This is a genomic window from Candidatus Omnitrophota bacterium (assembly GCA_025453395.1).
GTDB lineage: Bacteria > Omnitrophota > Gorgyraeia > Gygaellales > Profunditerraquicolaceae > JAlOQK01.
In genome coordinates, this window is sequence record JALOQK010000003.1 from 18445 (window position 1) to 33569 (window position 15125).

Annotated in this window: 16 protein-coding genes; 2 read left to right on the forward strand and 14 right to left on the reverse strand. The window is 44.4% G+C overall.

The window, feature by feature from the left end; all coding sequences use genetic code 11:
* Nucleotides 1-2: 2 nt before the first annotated feature.
* The 13 genes from gltX to MUF05_04180 all read right to left on the reverse strand — a co-directional run bounded on the left by gltX (nt 3) and on the right by MUF05_04180 (nt 12707).
* Nucleotides 3-1301, reverse strand: a complete 1299-nt coding sequence (gene gltX, locus MUF05_04120) for a glutamate--tRNA ligase (protein MCU0666266.1) — start codon at nt 1299-1301, stop codon at nt 3-5.
* Nucleotides 1302-1305: 4 nt separating this feature from the next.
* Nucleotides 1306-1851: a 2-oxoacid:acceptor oxidoreductase family protein gene (locus MUF05_04125; GenBank protein MCU0666267.1), complete on the reverse strand. Its 546-nt coding sequence runs from the start codon at nt 1849-1851 to the stop codon at nt 1306-1308.
* Complete coding sequence (locus MUF05_04130; protein MCU0666268.1) at nt 1848-2576, reverse strand: thiamine pyrophosphate-dependent enzyme; 729 nt, start codon at nt 2574-2576, stop codon at nt 1848-1850. The genes MUF05_04125 and MUF05_04130 overlap by 4 nt, the downstream gene beginning before the upstream one ends.
* 24 nt (nt 2577-2600) lie before the next feature.
* A complete protein-coding gene (locus MUF05_04135; GenBank protein MCU0666269.1) occupies nt 2601-3671 on the reverse strand; it encodes a 3-methyl-2-oxobutanoate dehydrogenase subunit VorB in 1071 nt (356 codons plus the stop codon).
* Between the two features lie 37 nt (nt 3672-3708).
* Entirely contained in the window at nt 3709-3912 is a 204-nt protein-coding gene (locus tag MUF05_04140; GenBank protein MCU0666270.1) for a 4Fe-4S binding protein, read from the reverse strand.
* Nucleotides 3900-5756, reverse strand: a complete 1857-nt coding sequence (gene dxs, locus MUF05_04145) for a 1-deoxy-D-xylulose-5-phosphate synthase (GenBank protein ID MCU0666271.1) — start codon at nt 5754-5756, stop codon at nt 3900-3902. Before dxs ends, MUF05_04140 begins: the two co-directional genes overlap by 13 nt.
* Nucleotides 5756-5995, reverse strand: coding sequence for an exodeoxyribonuclease VII small subunit (locus MUF05_04150; GenBank protein ID MCU0666272.1), 240 nt, complete (start codon nt 5993-5995; stop codon nt 5756-5758). The genes dxs and MUF05_04150 overlap by 1 nt, the downstream gene beginning before the upstream one ends.
* Nucleotides 5992-7233 carry an exodeoxyribonuclease VII large subunit gene (gene xseA, locus MUF05_04155; protein ID MCU0666273.1) on the reverse strand — a complete coding sequence of 414 codons (1242 nt, stop codon included), beginning with the start codon at nt 7231-7233 and terminating at the stop codon, nt 5992-5994. The genes MUF05_04150 and xseA overlap by 4 nt, the downstream gene beginning before the upstream one ends.
* 10 nt (nt 7234-7243) lie before the next feature.
* A complete protein-coding gene (locus MUF05_04160; GenBank protein ID MCU0666274.1) occupies nt 7244-8992 on the reverse strand; it encodes a hypothetical protein in 1749 nt (582 codons plus the stop codon).
* Nucleotides 8985-9770 carry a TIGR00282 family metallophosphoesterase gene (locus MUF05_04165; GenBank protein MCU0666275.1) on the reverse strand — a complete coding sequence of 262 codons (786 nt, stop codon included), beginning with the start codon at nt 9768-9770 and terminating at the stop codon, nt 8985-8987. Before MUF05_04165 ends, MUF05_04160 begins: the two co-directional genes overlap by 8 nt.
* Before the next feature lie 115 nt (nt 9771-9885).
* Nucleotides 9886-11442, reverse strand: coding sequence for a ribonuclease Y (gene rny / locus MUF05_04170; protein ID MCU0666276.1), 1557 nt, complete (start codon nt 11440-11442; stop codon nt 9886-9888).
* Nucleotides 11443-11482: 40 nt separating this feature from the next.
* Entirely contained in the window at nt 11483-12043 is a 561-nt protein-coding gene (locus tag MUF05_04175; protein ID MCU0666277.1) for a 5-formyltetrahydrofolate cyclo-ligase, read from the reverse strand.
* Between the two features lie 13 nt (nt 12044-12056).
* Nucleotides 12057-12707: a methylenetetrahydrofolate reductase C-terminal domain-containing protein gene (locus MUF05_04180; GenBank protein ID MCU0666278.1), complete on the reverse strand. Its 651-nt coding sequence runs from the start codon at nt 12705-12707 to the stop codon at nt 12057-12059.
* A 173-nt stretch (nt 12708-12880) separates the two neighbouring features.
* Between MUF05_04180 and MUF05_04185 the strand changes: the two genes are divergently transcribed.
* Both MUF05_04185 and MUF05_04190 read left to right on the forward strand, forming a co-directional pair.
* On the forward strand, nt 12881-13255 hold the full coding sequence (locus MUF05_04185; protein ID MCU0666279.1) for a type II toxin-antitoxin system RelE/ParE family toxin: 375 nt from the start codon (nt 12881-12883) through the stop codon (nt 13253-13255).
* Nucleotides 13252-13536 carry a helix-turn-helix transcriptional regulator gene (locus MUF05_04190; GenBank protein ID MCU0666280.1) on the forward strand — a complete coding sequence of 95 codons (285 nt, stop codon included), beginning with the start codon at nt 13252-13254 and terminating at the stop codon, nt 13534-13536. The genes MUF05_04185 and MUF05_04190 overlap by 4 nt, the downstream gene beginning before the upstream one ends.
* A 38-nt stretch (nt 13537-13574) precedes the next feature.
* Here MUF05_04190 and MUF05_04195 read toward each other — a convergent pair whose 3' ends face one another.
* The gene (locus MUF05_04195; GenBank protein ID MCU0666281.1) at nt 13575-14900 is read right to left on the reverse strand and encodes a replication-associated recombination protein A; all 1326 of its coding nucleotides are present in this window, start codon (nt 14898-14900) and stop codon (nt 13575-13577) included.
* Nucleotides 14901-15125 lie beyond the last annotated feature (225 nt).

A 15125-nucleotide genomic window follows, 5' to 3' on the forward strand; every position in this document is an offset into this window, starting at 1 on the left:
GATTACTCCTTTTTTATAAAACGCGCCAGGCGTTTGCAAGAACGCTGCTTTCCCAGATAATATATCACATCAAACAGCCCCGGACCAACAGTTTTTCCGGTCAAGGCCACTCTTACAGGATGGATCAAAACCTTGGCTTCTAAATTAAGTCCTGCCGCCATTTCCCGGAAAGAATTCTCAATGGAGGCTATGTTAAAATCTTCCAGCGCCTCGAGCCGCTTGATAAAAATCCCGAATTCCCGGGAAAAATCTTGGCTTAAATATTTTTCTTTGGCCTGGGGATCAATATTTGGTTCTTCTAAGAAAAAGAAATCCGCCCTATCGGCAAAATCATTAAGCGTGGTCATGCGCGCCTGAAAAAGCTTTATCACATCCAGAATATACTTTTTATCTGGATTATTTCTATCTACAAGGCCCTTTTCCGCCAAACGCGCAATCAACTCTTCCGACAAATCCTGCACAGGGGTATTTTTTATATACTCATTGCTAAACCAATCCAGTTTCTTAATGTCAAATGTGGCCGCGGTTTTAGTAACCTGCTTGATCTTAAATTGCCCGATGGCTTCAGACAAACTTATTATTTCCCGATTTTCTTTTGGCGACCAGCTCAAAAGCAAAAGATAATTGACAAGCGCCTGGGGCAAATACCCCATTTTGCGGTAATCAGAAATCGCTGTTGCCCCTGTGCGCTTAGAAAGCCTGCCCCCGTCAATGCCCATGATCAAAGGAAGATGCGCGAAACAGGGGAGAGAAAATCCCAGCGCCTCATAAAATAAAATCTGCTTAGGGGTATTAGAAATATGGTCATCGCCGCGGATAATATGGGTAATGCCCATAGTGGCATCATCAACCGCGCAGGCAAAATTATAAGTCGGGGTCCCATCGGATTTTATAAGCACCTGGTCCTTCAGGATGCCTGAATCAAACTCTATGTCGCCTCGGATAAGATCCGCGACTTTTATCTTTTGCTGCGGAACCTTAAAGATTATTGCCTCTTTCCCCTCGGCAGAACGCTCCACATAAGCCTTATTATCCTGCAAAAGTTTCTGGGCATATTGGCGGTACAGATCAAACCTTTGGCTCTGATAATAAAGCTGGTCCCAATCAAATCCCAGCCATTTTAGACTAAACAGTATCTCATCAACAAATTCCTGCTTAGAGCGCAGCTGATCTGTATCTTCAATGCGTAAAACAAATTCTCCGCCTACTGACTTTGCGTACAAAAAGTTAAAAAGCGCGGTCCTTCCTCCTCCTATATGCAGATACCCGGTGGGGCTGGGAGCGAACCTTACCTTAACCATAAAACTAAACCTTCTTTCTTTGAGGAAAAATTTTTGACCCGGCGATAAGCGCTTTCTGATTTATTTCCACAAGGTGTTTTTTGTTCTCTGGCGCGACATCGTGGATTACCTGCAAAGCTGTTTCTAATTTAACTACGGGCATAGATGATAGCAAAGCCCCCAGCATCAGGATATTAAGCACCATCGGCTGGCCCATCTCTGCGGCAATCTGCCCAAAATTATAACTCCATGTTCGTTTGTGCCCGTGAAAATTTTCTACCTGCGATGCGTTAATAAATACCGCCGCTTTAGCTGTTACCCTGTTCTTAAATTTATCAAGCGAAGGCTGGTTCATCGCAATTAAAACATCTGCCTTATGAATATAGGCAGAGCCGATGGATTTATCAGAAATCGCCACCATGCAATGAGCTGCGCCTCCTCTTACCTCGGCGCCATAGGCAGGAAGCCAGGTCACATTTTTCCCTTCGCGCATGCCAGACAAGGCAAGAATCTTTCCTAAAAGCATGACTCCCTGCCCGCCGCTACCGGCAACAATAACTTTTAAAGTCATTTCAATCTCCCCAGAGGAAACTCTTTGGTCATTTCATCCTTAACCCAAGCTGCGGCTTTTACAGGCGGCATCCCCCAATAGGTCGGGCAGGGCGAGAGAACTTCTACTAAAGAAAAACCAACGCCATTTATCTGGTTTAAAAAAGCCTCTTTTATCGCAGACTTAGTCTTAATAATATGCGCGGCATCATGCACAGCAACCCGTTCTACATATTTTACCGCTTTTAAAGTCGCTAATATTTCGGATATTTTTAAAGGATACCCTTCGCTTTGGGGATCGCGGCCGTTTATAGTGGTGGCGGTTTTCTGTCCGGTTAAAGTAGTCGGAGCCATCTGTCCGCCGGTCATGCCGTAAATAGCGTTATTCACAAAAATAACCGTGATATTTTCTCCGCGGTTGGCCGCGTGCAGTGTTTCAGCGGTTCCGATAGCGGCTAAATCTCCGTCGCCTTGATAAGTGAAAACTATATTCTCCGGGCGAAGCCTCTTTATAGCGGTTGCTACCGCCATTGCCCTGCCGTGGGCAGATTCAGAGCAATCAAAATCCCAATAATCATAGGCCACTACCGCGCAGCCTACCGGGGCAACCGCGATTATTTTTTCTCTTATGTCCAATTCATCAATAACCTGCGCCACAAGCTTATGCAGCATACTATGCCCGCATCCAGCGCAGTAATGGGTGGACACATTGCGCAATGATTTGGGATGAGAATATATTTTGTCCATAAATTTAAATTCCAATTTTGGGATTTAGCATATCTTTTTTATCTTCTTGATAATCTCTTCTTCCGTCGGGATTCCTCCTCCAGCGCGGCCTAAGAATTCAACGCTGGCTTTTCCAGACACAGAAAGCCGCACATCTTCCACCATCTGCCCATAAGACATTTCCACTGCCAGGAATTTAAGCCGTTTGTTCTTTAGGGTTAATTGTTTAAATATTTTTTCTGGAAATGGCCAAAGCGTAACCGGACGGATAAGCCCCACCTTTTTGCCTTGTTCTCTTAAGGTATTAACCGCGCCTTCTGCTATGCGCGCCATAGACCCATAGGCGACAATTATTAACTTAGCGTCGGAAATAAATGAAACAGCGCACCTTTGTTCTTTTTGCCGCATGCTGCGGTATTTCTTCTGTAAAATTAGATTGAATTTCTCCAATGCCCCATCAGCCATGTAAAAAGACTTGACTACATTGGCTGGACGGCCCTTGCATCCTGTCAACGCCCATGGTTTTTTGAATTTTTTAGCTTTTCGCTTTTCGCTTTTCGCTTCTAACGGCTCCATCACCTGCCCCAACATTCCATCGCCCAATATTATTACCGGGTTACGGTATTTATCTGCCAGATCAAAAGCATCGGACATTAGATCATACGCTTCTTGCACGTTAGATGGCGCCAGGACTAAGCAATGAAAATCTCCGTGCCCGCCGCCTTTTGTAGCCTGAAAATAATCAGATTGCGCCGGGGCGATGTTACCTAAGCCCGGGCCTCCGCGCATCATATTTACAATCACCGCCGGTAACTGCGCTGCGGCGATATAAGAAATACCTTCCTGCTTTAAGCTTACCCCGGGGCTTGAAGAAGAGGTCATGGCTCTAAACCCGCACCCAGATGCGCCGTATACCATACTGATCGCCGAGATCTCTGATTCAGCCTGGATAAAAACACCCCCCGCCTGCTTCATATGCTCAGACATATAAGCGGTTAATTCATTCTGCGGAGTAATCGGATACCCTGCATAAAATCTGCAGCCGGCATCGATAGCCCCTTGGGCTATCGCTTCATTGCCACTTATGAGTATTTTATTATTATTTTTGTCTTCCACTTTTTACTTTTGCCTTTTTCCTTTTTACTTTTGCCTTTTATTTATATACCTCTATACAGCAATCCGGGCAGACAAGCGCGCAAAGGCTGCACCCCGAACACTGCCCTTCTTCTTTAAATATCACCGGAACAGCTCCTTTACTGTTTATCTTCTTGCCCAAAGTAATCATTTTATTAGGGCAAACGGATACGCACAATAAACACCCTTTACATTTTTGCGCGTTAATAACTATTTTAGCCATAATCTTATTTGGGCTGCGATTTGTTTTGGGCTTAATCCGTATTTATCTAGAAGCTCGGCTCTCTTGCCGCAAGGGATGAATTCATCGGGCAAGCCCATACGCTTAACCGGTTTGTCGATCTGCTCCATAACTAAAGAGCCAAAACCACCATCTATAACGGCTTCTTCCAGGGTGCAAATTAAATTTACTGCACAGCTTAGTTTCTTTAAGGCTGGAGCGTCCAGCGGTTTTACAAAACGGGCATTGACCAATGTGCCGTTAATCCCATCTTTTTCCAATATCTTTACCGCCTCCCAAGCAGAATACACCATGCTGCCCAAGGCCACAAGAAGAAAATCTCTGCCAACAGACAATATTTCAGCTTTGCCGACTTCAAGCGCAGATAACGATGGTAAATTATCCGCAACCCATGACTTAGGATAACGAATAGCCACCGGTTTTTTTAGCCCGATTGCCAATTCCAACATCGCTTCAAGCTCCCTTGCATCCTTGGGAGCCATAACCACAAAATTAGGTATGCCCCTTAAGAAGGAAATGTCAAATATCCCCTGATGCGTTGGGCCGTCTTCTCCGACGATGCCTGCGCGATCAATAGCCAAAACCACTGCCGCCTCCTGCAAGCCGATGTCTTCGATTAACTGATCATAGGCGCGCTGTAAAAATGTAGAATATAAAGCCACAACCGGAACCAGCCCCTGTTTAGCTAAACCGGCGGCAAAACAAACCGCGTGTTGTTCGGCAATTCCCACGTCAAAGAATCTACCCGGAAAAGCATCGCGGAATTTATCAAGACCCGTTCCTTCAGGCATAGCAGCTGTGATAGCGATCAATTCGGGATGTTTCTGCGCAAGCTCCAGCATTTTGCCGCTAAAAACTTCTGTGTATGTTTTTCTTGGCTGCAAAAAGCCCGCCTGCGCCGGATTTCCGGTTGCCACATCAAATGGCCCTGTTCCGTGAAATCTTACCGGATCTTTCTCCGCCGGTAAGTAGCCTTTTCCTTTTTTGGTAACTACGTGTAAAAGGATCGGCCCTTTTATGGCTAAAATTTTCTTAAAAGCCGGGATCAAAGTGCCTAGATTGTGCCCGTCAAACGGGCCAAAATAACGAAAACCCATTTCTTCAAAAAACATCCCCGGGATAAACAACCCCTTAAGGGCCTCTTCAAACTTATTCACCAACCTTAACAAACGGCTTCCTTTAGGAAAACGCGATTTTATTAAGTTCTCTAAGGATTCATGAAAACGGTTGTAGACAGGCGTAGAAATAATCTTGTTCAGATAATTACTTATTGCTCCCACATTAGGGGCAATGCTCATCTCGTTTGTATTTAAAACAATGGCTATGTCTTTCTTAATGTGCCCTGCGTTATTAAGCCCTTCGAAACATAAACCCCCGCTTAAAGACCCGTCTCCTATGACCGCGACTACTTTATATTGTTGGGGCGGATTCAGATTCTCGCGCGCCAAGGCCAGGCCCAAAGCAAGCGAAACTGCGCTAGAGCTGTGCCCGGTGGTAAAAGGGTCGCACCCTGATTCATTTTTGCAAGGAAACCCGCTTAATCCCTGAAATTTACGCAAAGAGGAAAAATCTTTATTTCTTCCGGTTAGTATTTTGTGCGCGTAGCTCTGGTGCCCGACATCCCAGATGATTTTATCGCTTGGGACATCTAAACAATAATGCAAGGCTATGGCCAATTCTACGGCTCCCAGGCTTGAAGCTAAATGCCCGCCGTTGGCAGAAACCACTTCTAAGATCCGGGACCTTATTTCTGAAGCTAATTCCGGAAGCTTAACCAGCGGCACCTGCTTTAAATCACCCGGGGAATTAATATTCTCTAAAAACATTACTTTCCCTCTTCTTGAGAATCGTCAAAATCTTCCAGCTTAAAACCAGAATCCTTCTTCATTAAAAGCTCGACTTTTCTTTGCGCGTCTTCTAAAACACAGGCGCAGGACTTGGCAAGCTTTACTCCTTCTTCATATTTCTTCAAGGACTCACCCAAAGTTAATTTTCCAGAAGCTAATTCATCCACGATTTTTTGCAGGCGCTTTAAATCATCTTCAAAATTAATTTTTTCTTTCATCTCGGCATCCCTTCCTGTTTATCTGTATACAAATTTACACTTTCGACTAAACTAGTAAAAGACCCTCGTTCCAGAATAGTGCTGACCTTATCTCCCGCTTTAAGCTGATCGGCATTTTTTAATACTTGCTGGTTTTCCATAAGCATGCTTAAACTGTACCCTCGGGAAAGAACCGATAAAGGGCTTAAAACATGCATCCTTTGCGCCAAGGAAAAAAAACGTTCGCGGGTAAATTTTATATAAGAAGACATGGATTGCTTCAGGCGCTCACTTAACTCATCTAAAAGCTGCTGTTTCTCAAGAAGCCGGTCTAGGGGGCTCTTAAGCATCCCCTTTAAAAGGGCTAATGCGTGACGGCCGGTGTTTAACTTTTCAGAAAATGACAAATCCATTTGATAACGCATATTTTCTAATGCGGTAAGAAGCGCGTTTTTCTTATCCACAATGATCTTAGCTGCTGCGGTTGGAGTTTCCACAAATATATCCGCGGTTAAATCTGAAAGAGTAGTATTGATCTGATGCCCCACCGCCGAAATAACCGGAAGCCTTGAATTATAAATTGCGCGTGCTACTTTTTCTTCATTAAACGCCCAAAGGTCTTCAACGCTTCCTCCGCCGCGGCTTACTATAATTACGTCTACTTGATTGTACTGATTTAATTCCTCTATGCCGGAAGCGATTTCAAAACAGGCCCCTTCCCCTTGCACGCGAGAAGGCCTGATAACTACATCCACACAGGCCGCCCCGCGCTTTAAAACCTGCAAAATATCCCTGACCGCGGCACCCGCGCTTGAGGTAACAACCCCGGCGCGAAAAATCACCCTTGGTAATTCTTTTTTATGAGAGACATCAAACAATCCTTCTTTAAAAAGTTTTTCTTTGAGCTGTTCAAAGGCAAGCTGCTGCGCGCCGATTCCCTTGGGCTGCAGCTGCTCAATAATAAGCTGATACTGGCCGCGCGGCGCGTAGACATCGATTTTCCCAAAACAAATAACCTTTAATCCGTCTTCTATCTTGAAATTTAGCTTTTGGTTAGAACGCGCGAACATCGCTGCCTGTAAAACTGCGGACTGGTCTTTAAGCGAAAAGTAAAAGTGGCCTGATGCGGCAGCTTTAAAATTAGAAATTTCTCCTTCTACCCAAACAGAAGCATAGTTTGCCTCTAAAATAAGCTTGATGTCTTGGGTGATCTGGGATACAGTTAAAATCTGCCGCTCTTGTTGGTCCTGGATAGGCATATCTTATCTATTATTGCTTTTTCTGGTCATTGTCGACAACCGGCTGCTGCGCAGTAACCTCCTCTTGCACGATAACAGGCTTATTTTCTGTTTCAGCCTTCTTTTTTATATCTACAAGGCACACCGAATAAGGCTTCAGCAAAATTTGTTGCTGCAGCACTCCAGAAATAACAACCTCTTTTTCGCCGGCCGCAGCAAACTGACAATCACGCACACAGGCATCATCGCATAAATATTGTTTTATCACGTAAACAGAGTCTTTCTTTAAGTTCTTGATGTTCATTTTGATATTGCGCGCCATCTGCATGGCTTTGCCGGACTGCTCAAATATATCTTTGGCTTTTTTAAGCATATTTTTTACTCTGCCGGTAGAGCGCACATCGGAAAGGCTTATCTGCCCATTAATAAACCTTTTAAAATTATCGTTGTACAAATAATCTAAAACATATTTTCTCTCGGAGTCGCTTAAAAAAGCGATGTTGCGCGAAATATAATTACGGGCGGCTTGCGGGTCTATATAATTATAAAGCAAAATCGCCATGCCGTCTTCTTTCTTAGTGGCAACAACCCCCACAAAAGGGTCTTCCTGACGGGGAGAAAAAAACATCTTATCTGATAGGCCCTTAAGCATCTTAAAAACAATGAACGCGGATTTGGGAACCCCCGAAGCAAAAACCCCTACGTTTCTTACCACCCCTTCGGGCTCATTATAAAAGTCTTCCAGCGCGAAATAAACCTGATAATCTATGCCGGACTCATACATATATTTGATCCGCGCCGGGATAAAACTGGCTGTTATGAAAGATTTATCCGCTCTCTCGGCCAAAATATTCGACCCGGCGTCATAATTCCATTCTGATATGATAAGCGGGGTGCTGCGGTCAAAGCGGAAATAAAAAAGCCAATCCCGGATAATCGCCGATGGTATCTTATTGTAGCGGGTCAGCTCTTTCTCGGCCTTGGGGTCGCTTGTATAGGCATGCCAGCTTATAAAATCCAATGGCAGGCGGTAATCATAACAATAGCGGATTAAATCGTAAATCAGGCTTCTGTGCGGATAGAGGATATTATTGCCGCCGGAATTTTGAAACCACCAGCTTGTGCCCGGCCCCCCAACAGGTATATGGATTTTTGTTTCCGCCTCAAGCTCTTTGGCGCTTTCAGCAACTGCCCGATACAGCAGAAGATAATCTTGTCTTCTGCCCAAGAAGAAATCATCGGCATCAGGCGCGCTCCAAACCTCATACCAGATATTATATCTTTTGTCGCAACTTAAAACGCGCATTTTAGATTTTATAAGAGCTTTTAACGAAACATGGTTGGCGGGCGGGCTTTTCTGGTCCAGTATCTTTCCATATCCTGCAGGCATACCGAAAATATTTAAGATAACCGTGCCGCCGGCATCAGAAATCTTCTTGATCGTATCCTCGTAAACAGAAGAAAGTTTTTCTTCTTTCTGCTTATCTTTTTTAGATTCTAATATTTCCCAAAGGTTATACTGCAGGCGGTAAAAACCCTTAAGCCCTATTTGGCCTGCCCATAACTCTATTGACGAGGATGCGGCCAAATTAACCGGCCATCCGGATTCCGGGCTTTTGGCTGAGCCGCTTAAGTCTATCCCCGGCTTAAAAACCGCGGGCAGGTTTATGGTGTTGGCGTTATAATCTAAAGAGCATTCAAAAGGCTGATCTGCCTGGGCAAAAAGGCCTGCTGTCAGGCCTAAAGATAAGATAAAGATTAACGCTGTCTTTTTAATCATTTAATTTTTCTTGCAATCTTTTAATTAAGATCGCTTTTCCCGAAGCCGGGTCTATTTCCACCAAACAAGCGTGCAGCTGGATATCATCTTGAGCAACTTCAAATTTAACCGGGATAGAAGTGAGAAAACGTTTCAACACGTCCTCAACCCTTCTGCCGATAACTGAATAATACGGCCCGGTCATGCCGGCATCGGTAAGATAAGCTGTGCCTGCGGGAAGTATTTTCTCATCGGCAGTCTGGATATGGGTGTGCGTGCCTAAAACCGCGCTTACCCTGCCGTCTAAAAACCAACCCATGGCTATTTTCTCTGAAGTGGCTTCCGCGTGGATGTCCACGATTACAACCTTGGCGCGTTTTTTCAAATCCTCGAGCTGTTCGTCAATGGCGCGAAAGGGACAATCAAGCGCCTCCATAAATACCCGGCCTTGCAAATTTACTACCGCAATCTTTTCACCGCTGGAGGCAGTAAAAACATCTGCGCCTTTTCCGGGAGAACCCTTAGGGAAATTAAGCGGCCTTAATATCCTGGGATCACGGTCAATGATCTCAAAGATCTCTTTTTTCTTCCAGATATGATCCCCGGAAGTCAATACCGACACCCCGGCATCAAAAAGTTCATCGGCCACCTGACGGGTAATACCGGATCCCCCTGCGGCGTTCTCGGCATTGGCAATCACAAAATCAAGCGCGTATTGCTTCTGAAGCCGCGGCAGGATCTTTTTTACTGCTTCCCTGCCAGGGGAACTAACGATATCACCGATAAATAATATTTTCATAATTGTAAAGCGTAAAGTGTAAAGTGCAAAGTGCAAAACGAAAAGCTACAGCGTAAAATTCAAAGAGTTTTTAGTTTTAAATTATGATTTTAAATTTTTCGCTTTCAATTTTGCGTTACTTAGCGTATTCAATGACTCGTGTTTCTCTAATAACCGTGACTTTGATCTGCCCCGGATATTCCATACCCTCTTCAATCTTTTTTCTTAAATCGCGGGCTAAATTAACTGCTTCACCGTCAGAAATCTTTTCCGGCTGGACAATAACCCGAATTTCACGCCCGGCCTGGATAGCATATGTTTTATCTACGCCTTTAAACTGATTAGCAATAGATTCAAGCTGATCCAAACGCTTAATATAAGTTTCTAAGGTTTCTCTGCGCGCTCCGGGACGGGCCGCGCTTATGGCGTCAGCGGCGATTGCCAAAACCGAAAACATGCTCTTTGGCTCAACCTCTTCGTGATGCGCTTCAACCGCAAGCTGCACTTCAGGCGACTCACCGTATTTTTTTAATAACTCCGCGCCGATTTTTGCGTGAGTCCCTTCTACCTGGTGGTCAATGGACTTTCCTAAATCATGCAAAAGCCCGATGCGCCTGCCCAATTTAAAATCAAGGCCTAATTCCGAGGCCATTACCCCCAACAAATAAGAAACTTCTTTGGAATGCTGTAAGGCATTCTGCCCAAAACTGGTGCGGTATTTCAGTCGGCCCAGGAGTTTTACAATTTCCGGATTAAGCCCGGAGACTCCGGAGTCAAAGGCCGCTCGTTCACCTTCTTCGCGGATCTTTTCGTTCATTTCCTTTTTGGCCTTTTCCACAACCTCTTCAATTCTGCCCGGATGTATTCTTCCGTCGGAAATCAACCGCTCCAGCGCCATGCGCGCGGTCTCACGCCGGACCACATCAAAACAAGACAAAGTCACCGCTTCCGGGGTATCATCAATAATCACATCTACCCCTGTGGCCATTTCAAAGGCGCGGATATTTCTTCCTTCGCGGCCGATAACTCTTCCTTTCATTTCGTCGCTTGGCAGCATAACTACGCTTACTGTTGATTCAGTGGTCTGGTCTGCCGCGCAACGCTGAATAGCCAAACTTATAATTTCACGCGCCTTTTTATCGGCGATACTCTTGGCTTCTTCTTCGCCTTTTTTAATAAACCCCGCTTTTTCCTGGGCCAATTCTTCGTTTAAACGGTTGAGAAGTATCTGCTTGGCTTCTTCGGCAGAAAGAGAAGAAATTTTTTGCAGCCTTTCTTTTTCTTCGGCAATAAGCATCCCCAACTGCGCGTCTTTTGCTTTAAGAGATTCCTCGATCTTGCGGCTGTTATCAAACTTCTGGTCTATTTCTTTTTCTTTTCTTTCCAAAAGGTCAAGCCTGCGGTCAATATTTTCTTCTTTTTGGGTCAGGCGCTTTTCGGCATTGGCGATTTCCTGCCTTCTGTCCTGAGTCTGGCGCTCAAAATCCTGACGCATGCGATAGAGAAGGTCTTTTCCTTCAAGCTCTATTTCCCGCCTTTTCTCCTGGACTTCTTTTTTCGCCTGCTCAACGATATTTTTTGCCTGTACTTCTGCATCCTGTATTTTCTTTTCCGCCCAATATTTGCGCAGCGTATATCCGGCAAGCAAAGACACCCCGGCAGTGGTCAAAGCGATAATAATCACTAATGGCATGGTAACACCTACCTCCTTTTGTCTTTAAAATAGGGAGAGCTTAGGCGAAAATAACTTTATTGACTTTGGTATCGCGTGAGGAAACAGGAAGACGAGGTAAAATCTGGAATTTATATGCCAGCCCGATGCTGCGCGCGGCGGGTGAAAGCTTCTTTAAGAAATAGTCATAACACCCCTTGCCTCTGCCTAAACGGTTTCCTTGACGGTCAAAGGCCAATCCCGGCACAATAACCAGGTCCAGGTCCTTCGCCCCGATCAACCTTTCTTGGGCAGGCTGCAATACCGCGTACGGCCCCTTAGTCAACTGCGGTTTAACCGCTAATAAACAGGGGCGCATTAACTTTCTATTTTGCCGGCAAAACGGAACAGCCACGATCTTACCTAGTTTTCTAGCTTTTTTAATCATCTCTTCTGTTTCAACCTCACCACCAAAAGCAAGATAAAACATTACTATTTTCGCCTTCTGAAAAAGCCGGCTTTTTAAAAGCTTGGCCTTAATAACCTTGCTTTTCTTTTCACCCTCCTTATGGGTTTTTAATTGTAAGAGCATTTTACTACGTATTACCTGCTTTGTCAATTGCTTGGAACTCTTCTTTACCATGGTTTTGATGCCTTTAAACAAGGACTTTCTTGCGCGGACGCAGGGATTTTGAATAGTCCCGGGCCGGGCGCATCTTCTTATAATTATCCATTGTCTTATTTTTCTCTAATTGCTTATAAATAAGTACCCAGGCGCAGTCTTTTTCCGGATCAGTTTCGCATTTACCCTTGTTCATGCCTCCGCAAGGGCCGTTCAAGAGGCCCTTGGCGCACAAAGTTACCGGGCAAATCCCGCCGGTAGATGCCAAGACGCATTCGGCGCACAAAGAACACTTCTCTAAAAACTCTCCTTTGGCATTCATTGCCGCGGTAAAACATGTGTCATTGCCGGGGACCACTGCCAGATTAAAGCGGTCGTTGTCTTTTACCGACTGAACTCCTAGGCCGCAGGAAAGCACCAAACAAGCTTCGGCTTGGCGCAATTCCGCCATATGCTTGGCCATTTCCGACTTAAGTTTTGCCGCAATACAAGGCGCCTCCGGAATGCAAGAACCAACCACGAGCTTGCCTTGTTTTTCAAGCTCTTGACGCATATTAACCACCTCTTCTACGCCGCCGGTCTTGCAGGTAGTAGAACATTCACCACAACCCACAATAAATACCTTGGTGTATCCTTGTAAGCTATCTATAATCTCTGCAATAGTTTTCTTCTCTGTTACAACCATAATTGCTCCTCTAAAAATTATTCTAACACCCTTTACCAGGCGCGGCAAGCAAAAACTACCTAAACATAGCCTAAAAAATATTGTAAGGTTTGAGCGGGCCATGCGTCTATTAAGGCAAGGAGGGAAAATTTAAAAATAACTTGACAATACACCAAAAATAGTGTAAACTTAAAATGGTAGATATATTTCGGTATCAGATATTATTTTATCAAACAGCAAACGGCAGTTGCCCCACAGAAGATTTTCTAAACAGCTTGCCGGTAAAAGTACGAACCAAGATCAGTCGTTGGATTGAACGATTAGAGATCTGTGGGCCGGATTTACCCAGGCCTTATGCTGATATAATAAGAGATAAAATTCGCGAACTAAGAATTGTCTTTGCGTCACAGCAATATAGATTACTTTACTTCTTCCACGGCAGATATATTGTCATTACCCATGGCTTTATAAAGAAAACTAGCGGGGTGCCGATACAGGAAATGGAAAAAGCGCAAAATATAATCGTGGATTTTCAATTTAGAATAAGAAATGGAGATATAATTATATGAAAGGCGTAAAGAAATTTTCTTCATATCTAAAAGAACAGCTAAAAAACGAAACCTTTCGTAAGGCCTACGAAGAAGAGGGGATCTACGTGGATATCGCTGTCAAAATAGCCCTGCTCAGGAAAAATAATAATTACAGTCAGAAAGATTTAGCCAAATTACTGCGCACAACTCAACAAACTGTTTCCCGTTTGGAAAACCCAAGAAACAACAGCCTTTCTATTAATACGCTTATCCGGCTCGCCGCGCTTTTCAAAAAAGAACTACGTATAGAATTTGTGTAAATATTGACAAAAAAGGCGCCTTGCAAAAAGCGCCTTTTTTATTGCTTACCGTCGCGCAGTTTGTCTAATCTTTGTTTTATTTTTGCTTCGTGGCCGATGTCAGTGGGTTCGTAATAGCGAACAGTTTTCTTGGTGTATTTTTGTTTGACGTAGTGATCAGGAAAATCATGGGCGTATTTATAATCTTTGCCATGGCCAAGTTTATCGCCGTCCATAGTCGCGTCTTTTAAATGATCCGGCACTTCCTGCACTTTGTTACTGGCGATATCTGCCAGCGCCTTTTCTATGGCCAAATAGCTGGCATTGGATTTAGGCGCGCTTGAGACATAAACACAAGCCTGCGCCAAAGGAATCCTTGCCTCGGGCATGCCGATAAATTCTGAAATCTGCAAAGCCGCGTTTGCTAAAACTAAAGCTAATGGATCGGCATTTCCCACGTCCTCGGAAGCTAAAATACAGATCCTTCTGGCGATAAAACGAGGATCTTCTCCGGCGTAAAGCATCTTGGCCATCCAATACAGCGCCGCGTCCGGGTCGCTTCCGCGCATAGACTTAATAAACGCTGATGCGGTATCATAATGCGCGTCTTCGTCTTTATCATAAACCACGGGTTTTTTCTGAATAGATTCTGAGGCTACCTCTAAATCAAATTTTACTGCGCCGTCTTTATCTTTAGGCGTAGTTAATGCTCCAACTTCTAAAGCATTTAACGCTCTTCGTGCATCACCCTCGCAGACCTTGGCTAAAAATTCCAGCGCTTTTTTATCTGCCCTAATCTTTAAGCTGCCTAAACCTCTATCTTTATCTTTTAACGCGGCATTTAAAACCGCTAAAATATCTTTTTCCTTTAATGCCTTTAATTCGCAGACCAAAGACCGGGAAATAAGAGGCGCGGCGATAGAGAAAAACGGATTGTGTACGGTTGCTCCGATAAGAATTACATTCCCCTCTTCTACGTCGGGCAGTAAAACATCTTGTTGGGCTTTATTAAAGCGGTGGATCTCATCAATAAAAAGAATGGTCTTTTTGCCAAGCGCGGATTTGCTATGCTTTGCCTGATTAATGATTTTTCTTAATTCTTCAACGTTAGAGGTGGTGGCATTAATAGAAACATGGTTAGCCTGTGTAACATTAGCAATGCACCAGGCAAGAGAAGTCTTACCGCATCCGGGGGGCCCAAATAAAATTACCGAGCTTACTCTATCTGCTTCAATAGCCCGGCGCAAAAGTTTGCCTTTACCTACAATATGCTCTTGCCCAATAAAATCATCTAGGCGCACAGGACGCATGCGCACAGAAAGCGGACGGTTCTTGATATTTTCGGGTTTGGTTTCAGAGAAAAAATCGGAAGGGTTAGTTGTCATGTTAAAACTTGGTTATCCCTCTGCGCCTGCGGCGCATCGGGATTTTTCGCAGACGGCACTAACGAATATTTTATTTGCTCTGCTTGCCTGCTCCGATACTAAAACGCTTCGGAAATTGAAGAACGAAACGATATCACTTTCCTCGCAAGTATCGGAGTTAATTCGCGCATATAACTTACTTCGTGCTTCGCGCTCAGTAAGTTATGCGCTCATTAAAAAAAATCC

Bases quoted from the DNA above. Each gene is read 5' to 3' on its own strand.
- gltX (MCU0666266.1), bottom strand. From the start codon at position 1,301: ATGGTTAAGGTAAGGTTCGCTCCCAGCCCCACCGGGTATCTGCATATA.
- MUF05_04125 (MCU0666267.1), bottom strand. From the start codon at position 1,851: ATGACTTTAAAAGTTATTGTTGCCGGTAGCGGCGGGCAGGGAGTCATG.
- MUF05_04130 (MCU0666268.1), bottom strand. From the start codon at position 2,576: ATGGACAAAATATATTCTCATCCCAAATCATTGCGCAATGTGTCCACC.
- MUF05_04140 (MCU0666270.1), bottom strand. From the start codon at position 3,912: ATGGCTAAAATAGTTATTAACGCGCAAAAATGTAAAGGGTGTTTATTG.
- dxs (MCU0666271.1), bottom strand. From the start codon at position 5,756: ATGTTTTTAGAGAATATTAATTCCCCGGGTGATTTAAAGCAGGTGCCG.
- MUF05_04150 (MCU0666272.1), bottom strand. From the start codon at position 5,995: ATGAAAGAAAAAATTAATTTTGAAGATGATTTAAAGCGCCTGCAAAAA.
- xseA (MCU0666273.1), bottom strand. From the start codon at position 7,233: ATGCCTATCCAGGACCAACAAGAGCGGCAGATTTTAACTGTATCCCAG.
- MUF05_04160 (MCU0666274.1), bottom strand. From the start codon at position 8,992: ATGATTAAAAAGACAGCGTTAATCTTTATCTTATCTTTAGGCCTGACA.
- MUF05_04165 (MCU0666275.1), bottom strand. From the start codon at position 9,770: ATGAAAATATTATTTATCGGTGATATCGTTAGTTCCCCTGGCAGGGAA.
- rny (MCU0666276.1), bottom strand. From the start codon at position 11,442: ATGCCATTAGTGATTATTATCGCTTTGACCACTGCCGGGGTGTCTTTG.
- MUF05_04175 (MCU0666277.1), bottom strand. From the start codon at position 12,043: ATGGTAAAGAAGAGTTCCAAGCAATTGACAAAGCAGGTAATACGTAGT.
- MUF05_04180 (MCU0666278.1), bottom strand. From the start codon at position 12,707: ATGGTTGTAACAGAGAAGAAAACTATTGCAGAGATTATAGATAGCTTA.
- MUF05_04185 (MCU0666279.1), top strand. From the start codon at position 12,881: ATGGTAGATATATTTCGGTATCAGATATTATTTTATCAAACAGCAAAC.
- MUF05_04190 (MCU0666280.1), top strand. From the start codon at position 13,252: ATGAAAGGCGTAAAGAAATTTTCTTCATATCTAAAAGAACAGCTAAAA.
- MUF05_04195 (MCU0666281.1), bottom strand. From the start codon at position 14,900: ATGACAACTAACCCTTCCGATTTTTTCTCTGAAACCAAACCCGAAAAT.